General features: G+C 33.3%; 17 protein-coding genes. 6 read left to right on the top strand and 11 right to left on the bottom strand.

Annotated features, from left to right (window positions below):
- The first annotated feature begins 29 nt into the window (after positions 1–29).
- The 6 genes from BMW63_RS11790 to BMW63_RS11815 all read left to right on the top strand — a co-directional run bounded on the left by BMW63_RS11790 (position 30) and on the right by BMW63_RS11815 (position 6138).
- Positions 30–1250 carry a DUF1015 domain-containing protein gene (locus BMW63_RS11790; protein WP_074723674.1) on the top strand — a complete coding sequence of 407 codons (1221 nt, stop codon included), beginning with the start codon at positions 30–32 and terminating at the stop codon, positions 1248–1250.
- A 37-nt stretch (positions 1251–1287) separates the two neighbouring features.
- Positions 1288–1950 (top strand): YggS family pyridoxal phosphate-dependent enzyme, encoded by a 663-nt coding sequence (locus BMW63_RS11795; RefSeq protein ID WP_074723675.1) that lies wholly within the window; start codon positions 1288–1290, stop codon positions 1948–1950.
- A gap of 71 nt (positions 1951–2021) precedes the next feature.
- The gene (locus BMW63_RS11800) at positions 2022–3383 is read left to right on the top strand and encodes an exonuclease domain-containing protein (protein WP_074723676.1); all 1362 of its coding nucleotides are present in this window, start codon (positions 2022–2024) and stop codon (positions 3381–3383) included.
- Positions 3384–3411: 28 nt separating this feature from the next.
- Positions 3412–4248 carry an ion transporter gene (locus BMW63_RS11805; RefSeq protein ID WP_074723677.1) on the top strand — a complete coding sequence of 279 codons (837 nt, stop codon included), beginning with the start codon at positions 3412–3414 and terminating at the stop codon, positions 4246–4248.
- 155 nt (positions 4249–4403) lie between these two features.
- Positions 4404–5321: a tRNA (adenosine(37)-N6)-dimethylallyltransferase MiaA gene (gene miaA / locus BMW63_RS11810; protein ID WP_074723678.1), complete on the top strand. Its 918-nt coding sequence runs from the start codon at positions 4404–4406 to the stop codon at positions 5319–5321.
- 76 nt (positions 5322–5397) lie between these two features.
- Positions 5398–6138 carry an acyl-[acyl-carrier-protein] thioesterase gene (locus BMW63_RS11815; RefSeq protein ID WP_074723679.1) on the top strand — a complete coding sequence of 247 codons (741 nt, stop codon included), beginning with the start codon at positions 5398–5400 and terminating at the stop codon, positions 6136–6138.
- A gap of 162 nt (positions 6139–6300) precedes the next feature.
- On the opposite strand, the gene BMW63_RS11820 is transcribed toward BMW63_RS11815, so the two are convergent.
- From BMW63_RS11820 to BMW63_RS11870, 11 genes are all read right to left on the bottom strand, one after another.
- Complete coding sequence (locus BMW63_RS11820; RefSeq protein ID WP_074723680.1) at positions 6301–7017, bottom strand: response regulator transcription factor; 717 nt, start codon at positions 7015–7017, stop codon at positions 6301–6303.
- Between the two features lie 22 nt (positions 7018–7039).
- Positions 7040–8623 carry a sensor histidine kinase gene (locus tag BMW63_RS11825; RefSeq protein ID WP_074723681.1) on the bottom strand — a complete coding sequence of 528 codons (1584 nt, stop codon included), beginning with the start codon at positions 8621–8623 and terminating at the stop codon, positions 7040–7042.
- A 59-nt stretch (positions 8624–8682) separates the two neighbouring features.
- Positions 8683–9279, bottom strand: coding sequence for a dephospho-CoA kinase (coaE, locus tag BMW63_RS11830; protein ID WP_074723682.1), 597 nt, complete (start codon positions 9277–9279; stop codon positions 8683–8685).
- 2 nt (positions 9280–9281) lie between these two features.
- Positions 9282–10280 (bottom strand): glycosyltransferase family 2 protein, encoded by a 999-nt coding sequence (locus tag BMW63_RS11835; RefSeq protein WP_074723683.1) that lies wholly within the window; start codon positions 10278–10280, stop codon positions 9282–9284.
- A 127-nt stretch (positions 10281–10407) separates the two neighbouring features.
- Positions 10408–11214 (bottom strand): enoyl-ACP reductase FabI, encoded by an 807-nt coding sequence (locus BMW63_RS11840; protein ID WP_074723684.1) that lies wholly within the window; start codon positions 11212–11214, stop codon positions 10408–10410.
- 113 nt (positions 11215–11327) lie between these two features.
- Positions 11328–12518 carry an enoyl-ACP reductase FabV gene (gene fabV / locus BMW63_RS11845; protein ID WP_074723685.1) on the bottom strand — a complete coding sequence of 397 codons (1191 nt, stop codon included), beginning with the start codon at positions 12516–12518 and terminating at the stop codon, positions 11328–11330.
- A 91-nt stretch (positions 12519–12609) separates the two neighbouring features.
- Positions 12610–14262 carry a DNA repair protein RecN gene (gene recN / locus BMW63_RS11850; RefSeq protein ID WP_074723686.1) on the bottom strand — a complete coding sequence of 551 codons (1653 nt, stop codon included), beginning with the start codon at positions 14260–14262 and terminating at the stop codon, positions 12610–12612.
- A 57-nt stretch (positions 14263–14319) separates the two neighbouring features.
- The gene (porD, locus tag BMW63_RS11855) at positions 14320–15204 is read right to left on the bottom strand and encodes a type IX secretion system protein PorD (RefSeq protein ID WP_074723687.1); all 885 of its coding nucleotides are present in this window, start codon (positions 15202–15204) and stop codon (positions 14320–14322) included.
- Positions 15197–16408 carry a bifunctional phosphopantothenoylcysteine decarboxylase/phosphopantothenate--cysteine ligase CoaBC gene (coaBC, locus tag BMW63_RS11860; RefSeq protein ID WP_074723688.1) on the bottom strand — a complete coding sequence of 404 codons (1212 nt, stop codon included), beginning with the start codon at positions 16406–16408 and terminating at the stop codon, positions 15197–15199. Before coaBC ends, porD begins: the two co-directional genes overlap by 8 nt.
- A gap of 7 nt (positions 16409–16415) precedes the next feature.
- Positions 16416–16733, bottom strand: a complete 318-nt coding sequence (locus BMW63_RS11865) for a DNA-directed RNA polymerase subunit omega (protein WP_026709525.1) — start codon at positions 16731–16733, stop codon at positions 16416–16418.
- An 8-nt stretch (positions 16734–16741) separates the two neighbouring features.
- Positions 16742–17536, bottom strand: a complete 795-nt coding sequence (locus BMW63_RS11870) for an outer membrane protein assembly factor BamD (RefSeq protein ID WP_074723689.1) — start codon at positions 17534–17536, stop codon at positions 16742–16744.
- Between the last annotated feature and the right edge of the window lie 96 nt (positions 17537–17632).

Here is a 17632-nt window from a genome sequence, read left to right on the forward strand (position 1 = left end):
TTTGAGACTGCAACTTAACACTATAAATAATGGCTAAAATAATTCCTTTTAAAGCGGTACGCCCTACACGTGATAAAGTTTGCCTTGTAAGCTGTCGTTCTTACGAAGAATACGTCACTGCTGAATTAGCCGCGCAATTGGATTTTAATCCCCTTTCATTTCTTCATGTTTTAAAACCGGCTTATACGAATCAGGAGACAGTATCCTTTGAAAAAAGATACCGCCAAGTAAATCAAAAGTATCAGGATTTCAAGACAGAAAAGATTTTAGTACAAGACAAAAATCCAGCTATTTACATTCATAAAATAATAACTAATAAACATTCTTTTACAGGTATTATTGTTGGAACTAGCATCGATGACTATCGCAATAATAGCATTAAAAAGCACGAGGAAACTATTGCTTTTAGAGTACAATTGCTTAAAGATTACATGAAATTTTCAGAGTTCAATTCGGAGCCCGTTTTAATGACCTATCCCGATAATAAAACGCTAGAAAATTGGATTTTTAACAGAACTCAAAAATTAGCTGATTTTGAATTTTCCAGCACTAAAAAAGAAATTAATTATTTATGGAAAATTGATGACGCATTAGAGATCAATTGGATTCAGAATATTTTTAAAAAAATAACTACGCTGTATATCGCTGATGGCCACCACCGTTCAGCAGCTGCGGCATTATTGTCGGAAGAAAATAAGAACTCGGAGAATACTGCTAAAGACTATTTACTGAGTTATTTAATTTCTGAAAACAATGTTAAGGTATACGAATTTAATCGATTAGTAAAAGACTTAAATGGTTTTGAAAAAGAGGCTTTTATCACAGAACTAGATAAGAATTTTATCATTGAAAATCTAAAGCAACAACCATTTCAACCTACTGAGAAGCAACAATTTGGGATGTATCTTGATAATGAATTCTATAGTTTAATAGTAAGAAAGGAAAAATTTGTTTTCAAAACAGCTTTAGAAAGTCTAGATACGCAAATTTTATACGAAACAATACTTTTACCGCTTTTGGCGATAAAGGATTTACGCGATGATGAACGGATAGAATACGTTTCTGGAAAGCAATCCATTCTGGAATTAAAAAAAATTATAGATGAAGGAGAATTCGAAGTAGGATTTATTCTTTTTCCGTCCAATATTAATGAGATTAAAGCTTTGGCAGATGCGGATTTAATTATGCCTCCAAAAAGCACCTATATCGAACCAAAGTTTAGAAGCGGAATAGTCATCTATGAACTTTAAGTTCTATTGAAAAAATCTATAAATTAAAAATAACATAATGTCAATAACTGAAAATTTACTTTCTATAAAAAATACTTTACCGGAACATGTAACGCTAGTTGCTGTTTCCAAGACTAAACCTATTCCAGATTTGATGGAAGCCTATGATGCAGGTCAACGCATTTTTGGTGAAAACAAAATTCAGGAAATGGCCGAGAAATGGGAGGCCATGCCGAAAGATATTCATTGGCATATGATTGGTCACGTTCAGACAAATAAGGTAAAATTTATGGCTCCATTCGTTAGCTTGATACATGGTGTGGACAGTTTTAAGTTACTGAAGGAAGTCAATAAGCAGGCTTTAAAAAATAACCGAGTTATTGATTGCTTATTACAAATGCACATTGCTGAGGAGGAAACCAAATTTGGTCTTGACAATGAAGAACTAAATTCCCTCCTAGCTTCAAGGGAGTTTAAGGAAATGAAAAACATACGAATTACCGGATTAATGGGAATGGCGACATTTACCGATAATAAAGAGCAAGTCAAAAAAGAATTCATGCATTTGAAATCAATTTTTGATAAATTGGAATCAAAGCAAACTGACAACTGCCAAATGACTACGTTGTCAATGGGAATGTCAGGAGACTATAAACTGGCCATCGATTGTGGAAGCACGATGGTTCGAATAGGAAGTAGTATCTTTGGAGGAAGAAATTGATTTTTTGATTTCACATTTCAAAATAGCTACTAAAAAACTGATTACTAAAAACTGAACACTGAATACTTATTTTGTACGCAATACTAGACATAGAAACCACAGGAGGACAATTCAATGAAGAAGGAATTACCGAAATCGCCATTTACAAATTTGATGGTCATGAAATCGTAGATCAATTCATCAGTTTAGTCAATCCTGAAATTCCAATTCAGCCTTTTGTAGTAAAACTGACGGGTATCAATAATGCCATGTTGCAATCAGCTCCCAAGTTTTTTGAAGTGGCAAAACGCATTATCGAAATGACAAATGATTGCGTACTTGTAGCACACAATGCCGATTTTGACTACCGAATTCTACAAACAGAATTTCGCCGCCTTGGCTACGATTTTAATACAAAGACACTTTGCACAGTAGAGTTGTCTAAAAAATTAATGCCAGAACAACTTTCACACAGTTTAGGAAAGCTTGTTAGAGCGTTAGGAATTCCAATGGCTGACAGACATCGTGCCAGTGGTGATGCTTTGGCAACAGTCAAATTATTCAAAATGTTACTGGATAAAGATTTAGAAAAAACTATTATCACAGATCTCATTAAAGCGGCAGTTCAAAAAGGAATTGCTCCAAACTTACTTGAAATCGTTGAAAGTGTACCGTCAAGAACAGGTGTCTATTATATTCACAACAAGGATGGTAAAATTATATTTATTGGAAAAAGTAAGAACATTAAAAAAAGAGTAAACCAGCATTTTACTGGAATAACGAGAAGTGCCAAAAAAATTCAAGCCGAAGTGTTTACGGTAACTTTTGAAGAAACTGGCAGTGAATTAATAGCCCTTCTAAAGGAAACAGAAGAAATAAAAATCAACAGGCCTATTTACAACAGGATGTCAAAAAAGAGCAATTATTCGTGGTCTATCTATGCTGAGAAAGATACTAACGGATACTTAAACTTGAAGCTTGAAAAGGCCGACGGTAGAAAGAAAGAAATCCTTTCTTATATCAATATACAAGAAGGTAAACATGCCTTGTCCCTAATAACATCAGACTTCAAGTTATGCCAGAAGTTAACGGGTTTATATACTTCTAAAACTTGTTGTTACCAACAAACCATTAATGAATGCGACGGAGCTTGCATAGGCACTATTCCTGCCGTCGAGTATAATGAAAGAGTAGCTAATTTCATCGCGCAAAGCTCTTTTGAAAACAAAAGTATGGTAATCATTGAGAAAGGAAGAACGATCAATGAACGCAGTGCTGTGTTAGTTGAAAATGGAGTTTACAAAGGGTATACTTTCTATGATTTAAATTATCAGATTACGAAAATCGAAATCCTGAAAAACATCATTATTCCAATGCAAAATAATCGTGATACCCGTAATATCATTCAGGGACATATTAGAAAAAACAAAGGATTCAAAATCATAAATTTCTAAGATATAATCTCAAATATCCGAACTACTTATGGCTGAATTGAAATCAAAGTATGACCGTTTTAGACAAAAAGCAAATGTAATAATCTATGGAACAAGCACAAAAGCGGGTCGATTATTCGATTTAATCCTCCTTGGCCTTATTTTATTAAGCGTCGTTTTAGTAATGATGGAAACCGTTGCTGAATTTGATTTAAAATACCATTCCTACCTTGTACTTCTCGAGTGGATTATCACTGGATTATTTACCATCGAATACATTTTAAGAATCATTACAATCAATAAACCCTGGAAATACATGTCCAGTTTCTATGGCATCATTGATTTGCTCGCTATTTTGCCCATGTATTTGTCCATTTTCTTTATGGGAACCAGTATTCTGACCGTCGTACGTTCGTTACGACTACTGCGATTATTCAAGATACTAAACCATCCACAGTTTACAAGTCAGTCACTGCAGTTAAACCAAGCCATTAAAGCCAGCAAGGGCAAAATCATAGTCTTCATATACTTTGTATTGATCTCCACCATTATCATTGGATCGATAATGTACCTAGTAGAAGGTAAGGAAAGTGGTTTTACCAGTATTCCGGCCAGTATTTATTGGACAATTGTCACCCTAACTACCGTTGGCTATGGAGACATCTCTCCTGAGACACCATTAGGACAATTTATCGCTTCTTTTGTTATGATTTTGGGATACGGCATCATCGCAGTACCTACTGGTATCGTAACTGCCGAAATCGCCAAAAGAACTCATGATAAAGTCGCTATTCATAAAAAACCATGTACAAACTGCGGTACCGAAGATTATCCAGAAAATGCTAACTTTTGCCCCCATTGCGGACATTCATTTGATACTAAATAAGCTATGAAGCAATTCCAGCTATGCACTACAACTCCTCCTCCTACAAGTTGTATTTCTAAGACATAAAAGGAGCTTCTAAAGGCGCTCTTTTACGTCAATAAATACTAACTTGCAGTCATCCGGGGTTTACGTTGCTATCTGGGCTAAAAATAAATATGAAACATCTCATCACCATTGTCGGGCCTACAGCCATAGGAAAAACAGCCTTAAGTATTATTTTGGCTAATCATTTTCAATGCGAAATTATTTCTTGTGATAGCCGACAATTTTTCAAGGAAATGACAATTGGAACCGCCACTCCTACCGCAACCGAATTAGCTGCTGCTCCGCATCATTTCATCCAAAATAAATCCATATTTGAGAATTATACCGTTGGTGATTTTGAGAAAGACGCGATTAAAAAAATCGATGAATTATTTTTGATAAATGATTATGTAATACTCGTAGGAGGCTCTGGTTTGTATGTAAATGCTGTTTTAAAAGGCTTTGATGAGTTCCCTGAAATAGATCCTTCAGTACGCGAAGCTGTAAATGCACAGTATGAAAAACTTGGTATCGTTTATTTGCAAGAGCAATTAAAAACACTTGATTTCGCTTACTTTGAAAGCATAACAAAAGAAAATCCGCAAACCCTTCAAAACCCGCAGCGGATGATGCGCTTTCTAGAAGTATGCATTGGCGCAGCACGGCCGTACTCTTCCTTTTTGAATCAGAAAACGAACGAACGCAGCTTCACTCCTATTCTTATCGGTCTTGAAGCAGAAAGAAGCGTAATGTACAACCGAATTAACCAACGCGTCAATATTATGATGAACGCAGGATTATTGGCAGAAGCCAAAAGCCTATATAAAAACAAAGAGTTGAATGCCCTACAAACCGTAGGATACAGAGAATTGTTTAGCTACTTTGATGGAGATTTTAGCTTGGAATTTGCTATCGAAGAAATCAAGAAAAACACTCGACGTTTTGCCAAGCGTCAACTCACTTGGTTCAAAAGAGATGAAAACACAAAATGGTTTGATTTTGAAACACCTTATACAACAATTATCGATTACGTCAACTCCATAAAATAAAAGTTAGATTTTGGAAATAGTTATGCCACATGCCATTCTAAAATCCTAAATCGTTAATCAAAAATCTTAAATTTTCATGCCAATAGCTCCAAATTTCACTTCTGTTTTAAGTAAGGATTGGGAAATCAATTTCACCCAATGCATGCCTAATGGCTATTTAAAATACACTGACTTATGTAATATTCTGCAATTAACTGCTGCGGCACATTCTGATATGGGTGGTATTAGTTTTTCTGATATGCAGGAATTCAGTCAAGCTTGGGTACTAAGCAGAATGCGTGTTGAAATTAGCGCATTACCAAAATGGAGAGATGTAGTCACGGTAACAACATGGATTAACACCCTAGAAAACTCCCGTTCTGTGCGTGCATTAGAAATGCATATAAACGGCATTAAAATTGTCGGTTCAGAAACTTTTTGGGCTGTATTTAATACAGAGAAACGCCGTCCGGAAGCATTAGCCTTACCATACGAACATTTCGAACTGTATCCCGAAAGAAAACCAACCGTAGAAAGTTTTTCTAAAATAACGGTCAATCCAGAGAAGGAAGTGGTTTTTAAGAAAGTGGTTTACTTATCTGATTTAGATATTGTCAATCATGTTAATAATGTAAAATACCTAGAATGGTGCTTAGACCATGTGGACGAAAAATTAATTCTGAATCAAAAGCTGAATAGTTTTGAAATGAATTTTATGAAAGAATTATCTTTAAATGATACCGTTGTAATACATGAGAATCTATCAGAAGAATCTAGTACATTTAGTATCACAAAAGAAGATAAAACCTGCTTTGCTTTACAATTGAATTGGAAATAAAAACATCTTATTTCTACAAAATGCTAGCCCAAATAGAGGCAAATATCCTTTTATGCCAATAACGACAATTCGGCATGGCAAAAAAGATTGTAGTCTCGTCTTTAGGACGAGACTGGAAAAAAGCACAAAAAAAGGCTTCGATTTCTCGAAGCCTTCTCTATTTTATTTTTCTACTTTGTTTTTTACAACTAATCTAAAACCTTCGCCGTGAATATTCAAGATTTCTACATCTTCATCTAATTTAAGATACTTTCTTAGTTTAGCGATGTACACGTCCATACTTCTAGACGTGAAATAGTTATCATCTCTCCATATTTTTGTCAAGGCTAATTCTCTAGGCATTAAATCATTTTCATGAAGAATTAACATTTTCAATAATTCATTCTCTTTTGGAGACAATTTAATTGGTTCTTGATTATCAAAAGTTAAAAATCTCAATTTAGAATTAAGATGAAATTTCCCAATATTGAATTCAAATTGAACTTGCTCTGTTTTAGAATCAGAAGATTTTCTTTGAATGATCGCTTTTATTTTCATCAACAACACTTCGGAATCAAAAGGTTTGTTCAAGTAATCATCAGCTCCCGCTTTGTATCCTTTTAAAACATCCTCTTTCATTGATTTTGCAGTAAGGAAAATAATAGGTACTTCGCTATTTTTCTCTCTTATTTCCTTAGCTAATGTATAACCATCCTTATACGGCATCATTACATCCAGAATACATAAATCGTAGGTGTCTTTTTTGAATTTTTCAAATCCTTCCATACCATTCTTAGCCAAAGTAACATCAAAATCATTTAGCATTAAATAATCTTTAAGTACTGCACCAAAATTAAGGTCGTCTTCTACTAAAAGTATTTTTTTATTTATATTTTCCATATTATAATTTATTTGCGGTATTTTAATTTATTAGGGGTAATTTTATTATAAAGGTACTCCCTTTCCCTTTTTCACTTTCTACATATACCTGACCGTTATGATCTTCTACAATCCTTTTAACGTAGGCTAAGCCTAAGCCATGACCTTTCACATTATGTATATTTCCAGTGTGTTCTCTATAAAACTTTTCAAAAACTCTTTTTTGAGCTACTTTACTCATTCCTAATCCTTTATCCTGCACTTTAATAAGGATCATATCTTTAATATTTTCTGTATACACATCAATATCTGGTACATCAGGAGAGTATTTAATTGCATTTTCAAGAACATTAACGATTACATTTGTAAAATGTACATCATTCATTAAAACGGTGGTTCTCGCCGCTTCAAAATGAGTTGTAATTTGTCCTTCTCTATCTTCTAGAATTAAGTTCACATGCTCAATAGCATCAACTATAACTTCTTCAACATTACTCGATTCTTTTTCTATATCAAGCTCCTTTTTCTCGAGTTTAGAAATTCTTAACACATTTTCGACCTGGGCATGCATCCGTTTATTTTCATCCCGAATCATCTGCAAGTATTTGAAAACCTTTTCCTTGTCATCAATTATTTTTGGGTTCTTAATTGCATCCAAAGCCAAATTAATTGTGGCAATAGGTGTTTTAAACTCATGCGTCATATTATTAATGAAATCTGTTTTAATTTCAGAAATTTGACGTTGGCGTATTAATTGATTTAATGCACTTGTATAAGCCACAATAATAATTAACGTAAAAATAATCGACAATACGGTTATACTTATCAATTCAGATAACAAGAATTTTTTCTTGTGCGGAAAACTAACTAATAACTTGTATTTTTCATTTCCCTCATTGTCCGCATATACTGGTACCGTATAGGTTGCTCCCTCATCATATTTAAAATCAGGCGACTTTACGTTCGTGGCAATGCCATTACTGTAAATTCCGAATTCAAATTTTGTTTTTACTCCAGATACCTCTAATTCCTTTTTTATTAGTTTCTGTAAAGTCTCTACCGAAACCCTTTCTTGCAGTGGCATTGCAGCTGCAATATCTTTGTAAGAGATTTCAAATTGCACTTTATCTAGTACATCTAGATTACCTGATTTTTCAATCGTTACGTCAGGAAGTAGATTATTAGATAAACTTGATTTATCAACCGTGTTATTGTTATATACCTCTGTTACCCGTTTAGAACTAAAATTCTTGAACTTCTCATTATTAAATTTCTTATTAAATAATGACGATGAAATATCATAATCTTCAGAAATAACACTATTGGAATAGACAATAGTTTTATTCGTTTTTGTATTTCTCTGTACATAATAAAACTCTGTTAAATCTTCTTTTTTTGGCGTTTGGCCCGTGCTATCTTTTATGGTATTGTATCTATTATAAAAACTATACGCTTCTTGTTTTTGAAGTTTATCTGCTACATTACCAATAACCTGCGTTACGTGAAATTTAAATTGTTCATCATTATTTTTAAATGAACTATCGAACCAATACACCTGGACAAGAATTATACCAATTAAGGATAAACTCATTAACAAAACTAGTAATCTAAAAAAAAGTTTATTCATCAGAGCAAAATTAACATTTTAACAGTATGAATGATAATATATTAACCAAACATTAACATCTAACACTCGTTTTGTTTAATCTTCAAAATTTTAAGAATTTCATCCGTTTTTCTTTTAGCCATTTCAACATCAATGTTTTCAATAACATAATCACTTTTTGAAACCCGCTGTTCATCAGTCCATTGTGAATTTATTCTTTCCAAAACCTGCTCTCTCGTTATTTTATCTCGTTCAATTACACGTTGAATGCGTGATTCTAATGGTGCTGTGACCGTAATTATTAGGTCGAAGTCTTTATAATTTCCGCTTTCAAATAAAATGGCTGCTTCATAAATTATAATTGGAAACTTTTTATGTTCCATAAGCCATTCTTTAAAATGCTGCTTAACTGCAGGATGAACAATCGCATTAAGTTCTTTTAATTTTCCAGGGGCTTTAAACACGATTTCAGCTAGTTTATCTCTTTTCAGAATTGTTCCTTCAAAAAGTGTCTCACCAAATGTTTCTTTAATGGCACCTATAACTTTAGGAGTTTGCATAATTTTCCTTGCTTCGTCATCTGCTATATAAACAGGTAGTCCCAAAGAATTAAAATACTTTGCAATCGTAGTTTTTCCGCTGCCGATTCCTCCTGTTAAACCTATAATTTTAGTCATAATTATACTTTAAAAAACAATTCAGGAAAAGCATTTTGTGGCTTTTTCTTCAAAATAATAATTTTTATAAATGATTCTATAAAACCTATTCCGTAGCCATAAAACTGTTTCCATACGGCTACTAACGATAAATAGCCAATTTTAATACTTCTATTCTGATATGTTGAGACCAAAAATAGTACCAAAAAGTAAATGAAATATAACTTTAGTAATAAATCAATATTGAAAATCAATAATAGTACTGCTATCACAAATCCAATAATAAAAACAGAGGGGAAAAAAAACGTAAGCTTATTGTGTTGCGGGTACCAACTATTAAGTATTGGTCTTGCTTTACCAAATTTATTAACTTGTACTGAAAACTTGTCCCAATCAATCCTTCTCTTATGATATACATACGCATTTGCGAAGAGTTTGGTTTCAAAACCTAAATTCCATAATCGGATTGATAAGTCTGGGTCTTCTCCAGGATGGATGTTTCCAAAGCCTTTTGATGCTTCAAACGCTTTTCTAGACAATCCCATATTGAAACTTCTTGGTTGGAATTTACCTATTTTTTCAGAACCGCCTCTTATTCCTCCAGTAGTCAAGAATGAAGTCATAGCAAAATTGATTGCCTTTTGTATATCTGAAAAGCTATCAAGTGCACGATCAGGACCTCCGAAGCAATCCGCATAATTTTGATTTAAAGCTATATCCACTTCGTTAAGATATTCTGCAGGAATAATACAATCAGAATCAAAAATAATAAAGTAATCGCCCTTTGCTTTTTTCATTCCGTAATTCCTAGAATCCCCAGGGCCAGAATTGTCTTTGTAGTAATAGGCAATAGTTAATTTATCATCGTATTTTTGAACCACATCATCACATTTTAGAGAAGAGCCATCCTCTATAATTACAATTTCAAAATCTTCATTATAATTTGATTTTGATAAACTTTCTAATAGTTCATCAACTTCTTCAGGTCTATTGTAAACGGGGATAATTAAAGAAAAAAACATCTATTTAATAGGGTATTAGTTAAAAAATAAATAAGGCTGCAAAGATATACTATTATGTAGTATTCATAAAAAAACCATCAACTTATAATTGATGGTTCTGTATAAAATTTAAGTAGGCTTTTTCTCGTTATTCAAACATTTCCATTACCTCTTGACTCACTCCCATATTAGAGAATCCTCCATCGTGTAATAGGTTTTGTAGCGTGACCATTTTAGTTAAATCTGAAAACATAGAAACGGTATAATTCGCACAATCTACAGCACTTGCATTCCCCAAGGGCGCCATTTTATCAGCAAACGCAATAAAACCATCAAATCCTTTCACTCCTTGACCTGCTTTCGTCGCAGTTGGTGATTGGGAAATAGTATTTACTCGCACTTTTTTATCCCTTCCAAAGAAATAGCCAAAACTACGGGCGATGGATTCCAAGTACGCTTTATTGTCTGCCATATCATTGTAATCCGGAAAAACACGTTGCGCTGCCATATAAGACAAGGCGACAATACTTCCCCATTCATTCATAGCGTCTTTTTTATACAATACTTGCATTACTTTGTGAAAAGAAACAGCAGAAATATTCCAACCCTTTTCAGTATATTCGTAATTCTGATTCGTATAATGATTTCCTTTTCTAACATTGATAGACATTCCAATTGAATGCAAAACAAAATCTATTTTGCCTCCTAGAATATCCATAGCTTGATCTACTAAATTTTCTAAATCAGCCACCGAAGTCGCATCAGCAGCAATAATTTGTGCCCCGGTTTTTTTACCAAGTGCATCAATTGAACCCATCCTTATTGACGCTGGAGCATTCGAAAGAACAAAAACACCTCCTTCTTCATGAACTCTTTCCGCTGTTTTCCAAGCGATAGAGTTTTCATCCAACGCACCAAAAATAATACCTCTTTTTCCTTTCAATAAATTATACATGCCAATTACTATTTAAAGTGTTTGATTTAAAATAAAAAAACACCTTAATTTCTAAAGGATAAACCAATATGAAATTAAAGTGTTTTACAAAAATTCACTGCTGTTAAATCGTATTATGCAATACTCTCAACACCTACCATTTCGTTTGCTTCTGCTTTGTAGTCTACTCCAGCAAATCCAAATCCGAAAAGATTATGAAAATCACTTCTGTATCCTTCTAAATCTCCAAGGTCCGCTAGGTTCTCAGTTGTTGCTTCTTGCCATAACTTGGCTATTTTTTCTTGAACATCAGGACGCATTTCCCAATCGTCAACACGAATTCTTCCTTTTTCATCTGTAGGTATTTCTTTTCCGGAGAACAATCTATCAGCATACAAACGTTGAATTTGTTCGATACAACCTTCGTGAATTCCTTCTTCTTTCATTATTTTATACAATAACGAAATATACAAAGGAATAACTGGAATCGCTGAACTCGCTTGTGTTACTAAAGCTTTATTTACAGAAACATAGGCTTTACCGTCAATGTCAGCCAAACTGTCTGTGATAGTAAATGCGGTAGCTTCCAAGTCATCTTTAGCACGACCAATTGTTCCTTTTCTATAAACCGCTTCAGTTAATGATGGCCCTATGTAAGAATAAGCAACAGTTGTTGCACCTGGAGCCAATAAATTTTCTGCTTTTAACGCATCGATCCACATTTTCCAATCTTCACCTCCCATTACAGCAACCGTATTTTCAATATCATCACCACTAGATGGTTCAATTGAAATCTCTGATACTTTTCCAGAATGAAAATCTACTGTTTTATTAGTAAAAGTACCACCTATCGGTTTTAATACAGAACGATGTAAAATACCTGTAGTAGGATGCATACGAACTGGTGAAGCCAAGCTATAGATTATTAAATCTACTTGTCCTAAATCAGCTTTTATAAGGTCTAATGTTTGTTTTTTTATTTCATTCGAAAAAGCATCTCCGTTTATACTTTTTGCATACAGACCTGCTTTATGTGCTTCTTTTTCGAAAGCTGCAGAGTTGTACCAACCTGGAGAAGCAGTTCTACCTTCTGTAGGTGGCTTTTCAAAAAACACTCCTATAGTAGCTGCATTTGATCCAAAAGCACTAGAAATTCTTGAAGCTAATCCAAAACCTGTTGAAGCACCAATTACTAATACTTTTTTAGCTCCATTGATAGCACCTTTTGATTTAATGTATTCAATTTGATTTTTTATATTTTGTTCGCATCCATCAGGGTGAGCTGTCAAACAAATAAATCCTCTCATTCTTGGTTCTATAATCATTTTTATATCGTTTAATCGTTGATTTAGTATTTCAATTTATTTGTAAAATTTTCATCCTTCTTCCAAAAAAGAACAAATATAACCCAAAAAACTAGTTCAGCAAGGCTTTCGCGTGATTTAGCGCAGAATCTGAAACTACTGCTCCGGATAACATTTGGGCAATTTCAATGATACGTTCCTCCTCTGTTAAGAGCTTTAATTCAGACTGAGTGTCCTCTCCTACCGTTGATTTAGAGACCTTGAAATGCGCATTCCCTTTGGCAGCTATCTGTGGTAAATGGGTAATGGCAAAAATTTGCATGGTCTGACTCATTTCTTTCATTATCTCACCCATCTTAATAGCAATTTCTCCAGAAACTCCAGTATCAATTTCATCAAAAATTAACGTTGGTAATTTAGAATACTGTGCTAATATTGCCTTAACTGCGAGCATAATACGAGACATTTCCCCACCGGAAGCCACTTTTTTTAGTATCCCAAAATCAGTTCCTTTATTAGCTGAAAACAAAAATTGAATTTCATCTTTTCCGTTAGCAAAATAGGATTCCAATTGTTTTACCTGAATATCAAAACGAACGTTAGGCATACCTAATGTATCTAAAATTACAATCATTTTTTGAGACAAAATTGGAATTGCATCTAATCGTTTATCGTGAATAGCCGTTGCCTTTTGATCTAATAAATCAGCCTTCTCTTGAATAACTAGCGTCAGTTTTTCAATTTCTGATTCTAAATTACCCAATTCAAAAACTGAATTTTCTAATTGAGTTTGAATTTCTATCAATTCCTCAATAGTCGAAACCTGATGCTTTTTTTGCAAATTATAAATAAGCTGTAACTTCTGACCAATAAAATCCAACTGCACTGGATCGTTTATTAATTTATCTGAACACCGACTCAGTTCATCTGAAATATCGTCAAATTCTATTGCAAGGCTTGTAATTCGTTCTAAAAGCGAATTATATTCTGTCGAAAAAGCAGCTATTTTTTGTAGAGAAGCTTTAATTTCTTTTAAATTATATAGAATTCCAATTTGTTCTTCATTGGCTACAGCCAAAGATTTATCAAGTGATTCTTTTATAATCTCTACATTATTTAACTTTTCAAACTCGTCTTCGAGAATCTCTTGTTCTCCTGATTTTAAATTAGCTTCAACCAATTCATTCAATAAGAAAGTATGGTACTCCTGCTCTTTTAGCGATTCTCCTTGTTTTTTTATGAGTGAATTTAGCTTTGTTTTATCTGCTTTATAACTTTTAAGGAGCACTTGATACTGTTGGATATTCTCTGCATTGTCTGCTATTGCGTCAATGATATCAAACTGAACATTCTCATCAGACAATTCTCTTGTTTGTTGTTGTGAATGAATGTCAATCAAAAATAAACTCAATTCTTGTAATACTTGCAAGTTCACGGGACTGTCATTTATAAAAGCCCTCGATTTCCCAGAAGGAAGAATTTCACGCCTAACAATTGTATCATCTTCATAATCCAATTCATTGCTTTCGAAAAAAGGAGATAAATTGTATTTAGATATTTCGAAATGAGCTTCAATAATGCATTTTTCTTCCTTATTTTTTAAAGAAGTCAAGTCAGCTCTTTTTCCCAATACGAGCCCTAAGGCACCTAATATAATTGATTTCCCAGCACCCGTTTCTCCTGTAATAATTGAAAATCCTTTTGAAAAATCTATACTTAATTTTTCTATTAAAGCATAGTTTTTTATCGATAGAGTGGTTATCATTTATGGTATATTTTATTATGAAGATTTAAATTAACTGTAAAAAAATAGCTAATAAATTTAGTATTTAATCATTTCCCATTTACTAGAATTCAATGGAGAAGTTTTATTCAAACTCTCGATTAAATCCGATATGGTACTACTTGGACCTCCTGAAAAAATGGAAAGAATTTCATCTGATTTTGCATCGAAGAATATACGTGTCAAAAAGGCATTGGGTTTAGAACTGTTTAGTTTTCCCAGATCGATTAACGATTCTTTTATCTTTTCTTTCGCTCCTTTCACATCTTTTGCCATTAGATCTAAACCGGAATGATAATCCAATGTAGTTTTACGTACCGTTGAAAATGATCCTGATAACATATCATTAATAAGGAAATAACGATTTTGATTTCCGTCAGTTTGACTCCATCCTTTATAACCACTTTGTTGTGCAACGTTTGCGATATTTTGTGCTACTTCAAAATTAGTATTCCCTGATTCAGCCAAAAAAGTATCCTGATCCATTCCTAATATCATATAGCTATAAAAAGAAATTACAGAAACCAGATTAGATTCGAATGCTGTAGGGTTAAAAATTAAATTTTCAAATTCAGTATATCTAAAGCTGAAATCCTTATCGTTGTAGTTTAGTACTGGTGAAGAATAGGAAGAATTAAAAATAGGTCTTGAAGATTGTACTTGCAACGTAGCTGTAAACTGATCTGAATTGTTTGCTAAAATAGTAACAAACATGGAGCAATTAACTTTTTCATTTTGCTTTAATGTCTGTCCTGTCCAATCTGTTTTATTTACAAATTCATTTAGGGATGTCTCCAAGGTTTTAAAAACCTGTAGATTAGCATTGCCTAATTTATCTGAATTCACCGTTACAGTACAATTTAATTGCTGTGCTTGAATAAGTCCAATTGATAGTAGTAAGAAAAAGGTAAATATTTTATTCATTAAAATTTGATATTACTTTATTTAATATATCGTCGGCAACTGCTTCTTTCGATTTTAGTTCCATCGGTTCAATATTAAAATTCTTATCAATAAAGGTCACTTTGTTGGTTAGTTTACCAAAACCAGCTCCTTGATCCTGCAAAGAATTTAAAACAATCAAATCTAAGTTTTTTTTCTGGATTTTAGCCTTTGCATTTTCAATTTCATTTTCTGTTTCTAAAGCAAAGCCAATTAAAAACTGATTTTTCTTTATACTTCCCAAAGAAGCCAATATGTCATTTGTTTTTTCGAGTTCAATCACAAAATTATCTGCTGACTTTTTTATTTTTTGGGCAGCCACACTTTTGGGCTTATAATCAGCTACGGCAGCAGCAGCTATCGCAACGTCCACTTCATCAAAATACTGATGACATGCTTCGTACATTTCTTGTGCAGAAACAACGTTAACCACTTGAATCAAAGAATGATTTATCGTAAAATGCGTGGGGCCTGACACTAAAATAACCGAAGCTCCTAGATTAGCAGCACTCTTAGCAATATCGAACCCCATTTTACCGGAGGAATGATTTCCTATAAAACGAACTGGGTCTATTGCTTCGTAGGTAGGACCTGCGGTAATTAGTATTTTTTTTCCTTTTAGAGGTAGTTTACTTTCCAAGTCTGCTTCCAGAAATCGAATGATATTCTCAGGCTCAGCCATTCTTCCTTCCCCAGAAAGACCACTCGCCAATTCACCATTTTCAGCTGGAATAATTGTATTCCCAAATGCTTGTAACAATTTAAAACTAGCTATTGTAGAAGGGTGTTTGTACATATCTAGATCCATTGCGGGTGCAAAAAAAACTGGACATTTTGCAGATAAATACGTTGCAATTAATAGGTTATTACAAGTCCCATTTGCCATCTTTGACAACGTATTAGCTGTCGCTGGAGCAATTACCATTATATCTGCCCATAACCCTAACTCAACATGATTATTCCATTTTTCGTTCTCATCATCTTGATTGAAGAAACTGGAATGCACCGGGTTTTTAGATAAGGTCGATAAGGTAAGAGGAGTTACAAAATCCTTAGAAGCAGGTGTCATTATCACTTGGACATGTGCACCTGCTTTTATGAATAGTCGTACTAACGACGCTGTTTTATAGGCGGCAATTCCACCAGAAATTCCTAGTAAAACTTTCTTTCCGCTTAAAACTGACATTGTACTTTTATTTATTTGAATCTCTGTGGTAAATTTTACCGTCTAACCATTCTTGAACAGCTAAAGCGTGTGGCTTTGGCAATTTTTCATAGAATTTTGAAACCTCAATCTGTTCTTTGTTTTCAAAAACTTCTTCAAGACTATCATTATATGTAGCAAACTCTTCTAGTTTTTCAGTTAATTCTTTTTTAATTTCAGAATTGATTTGATTTGCTCTTTTAGCCATAATGGTTATCGCTTCATACACGTTTCCAGTAGGTTCTTCAATAACAGTTTTATTGTATGTTATTGTATTTACCGGAGCATTCGTCTTTTTTAAATCCATGACTTTATTTATTTAGTAAATTTTTGTAAATCTTGTTCAATTCGAGCTAACATTTCGTTCGCTTTCTCTTTATATTTCGTTTCGGCATCAAATTTAATCAAACTTGAATAGGCTGTTTTTGCTACATTCAACCTTTCTTCCATTTTTGAAGGAACACTGTTTATTCCTAATTGGTATGCAGAATCAAATTTATAAAACAATGCATCCTCTTTAAATGGTGTCCCAGGATAATCAGTGATGAAATTATCTAAAGCTACAATTGCTGATTTATAATCTAAAATTGTATTGTATCCTTTGGCATTTTCATACACTTTTTGCTCTATTTTTTCAGTTAAAAGCTTTACCGTTTTATTTGCCTCACCTAAATATTCTGAATTAGGGTAGGTATCGATAAAAACCTGTAATTTATCTATCGCTTTAAACGTATCTGTTTGGTCTAAGCTGTAGACTGGTGATAACATAGAATAGCTTTTTGACCCTAAATAAGCAGCTTCTTGGACTTTTTCACTTTTAGGATATCCTGAAACGAAACTTTCAAACTGATACCCTGCTAAATAATACTGTTTTGTTTTGTAATAGGACTGTGCAAACATATAAAACAACTTTTCTGCTTGTGGTTTTCCTCTGTAAGCAGGTGCAATTTGTTCAAAAATTCGTATTGCCTTAGTATACTTTCCAGCTTCATATAATTTAGTACCCACTTCAAATTTAACGGATACATCATCGTTTTTCAATGCCTTTTGATATTCATTGCATGAAGCAAAAAAAACAACAACAAGCAATAAAGATATAATTTTTTTCATTTTATTTATTTTAATTGACTTAATAGGTTACGCATAACCCACAAAAAATCATACCGAAGTTTCGGTGGCAAATTTAGTTATTAATTTAGCTACTAC

The sequence above is a fragment of the Flavobacterium frigoris genome, assembly GCF_900111075.1.
Taxonomy (GTDB): Bacteria; Bacteroidota; Bacteroidia; order Flavobacteriales; family Flavobacteriaceae; genus Flavobacterium; species Flavobacterium frigoris.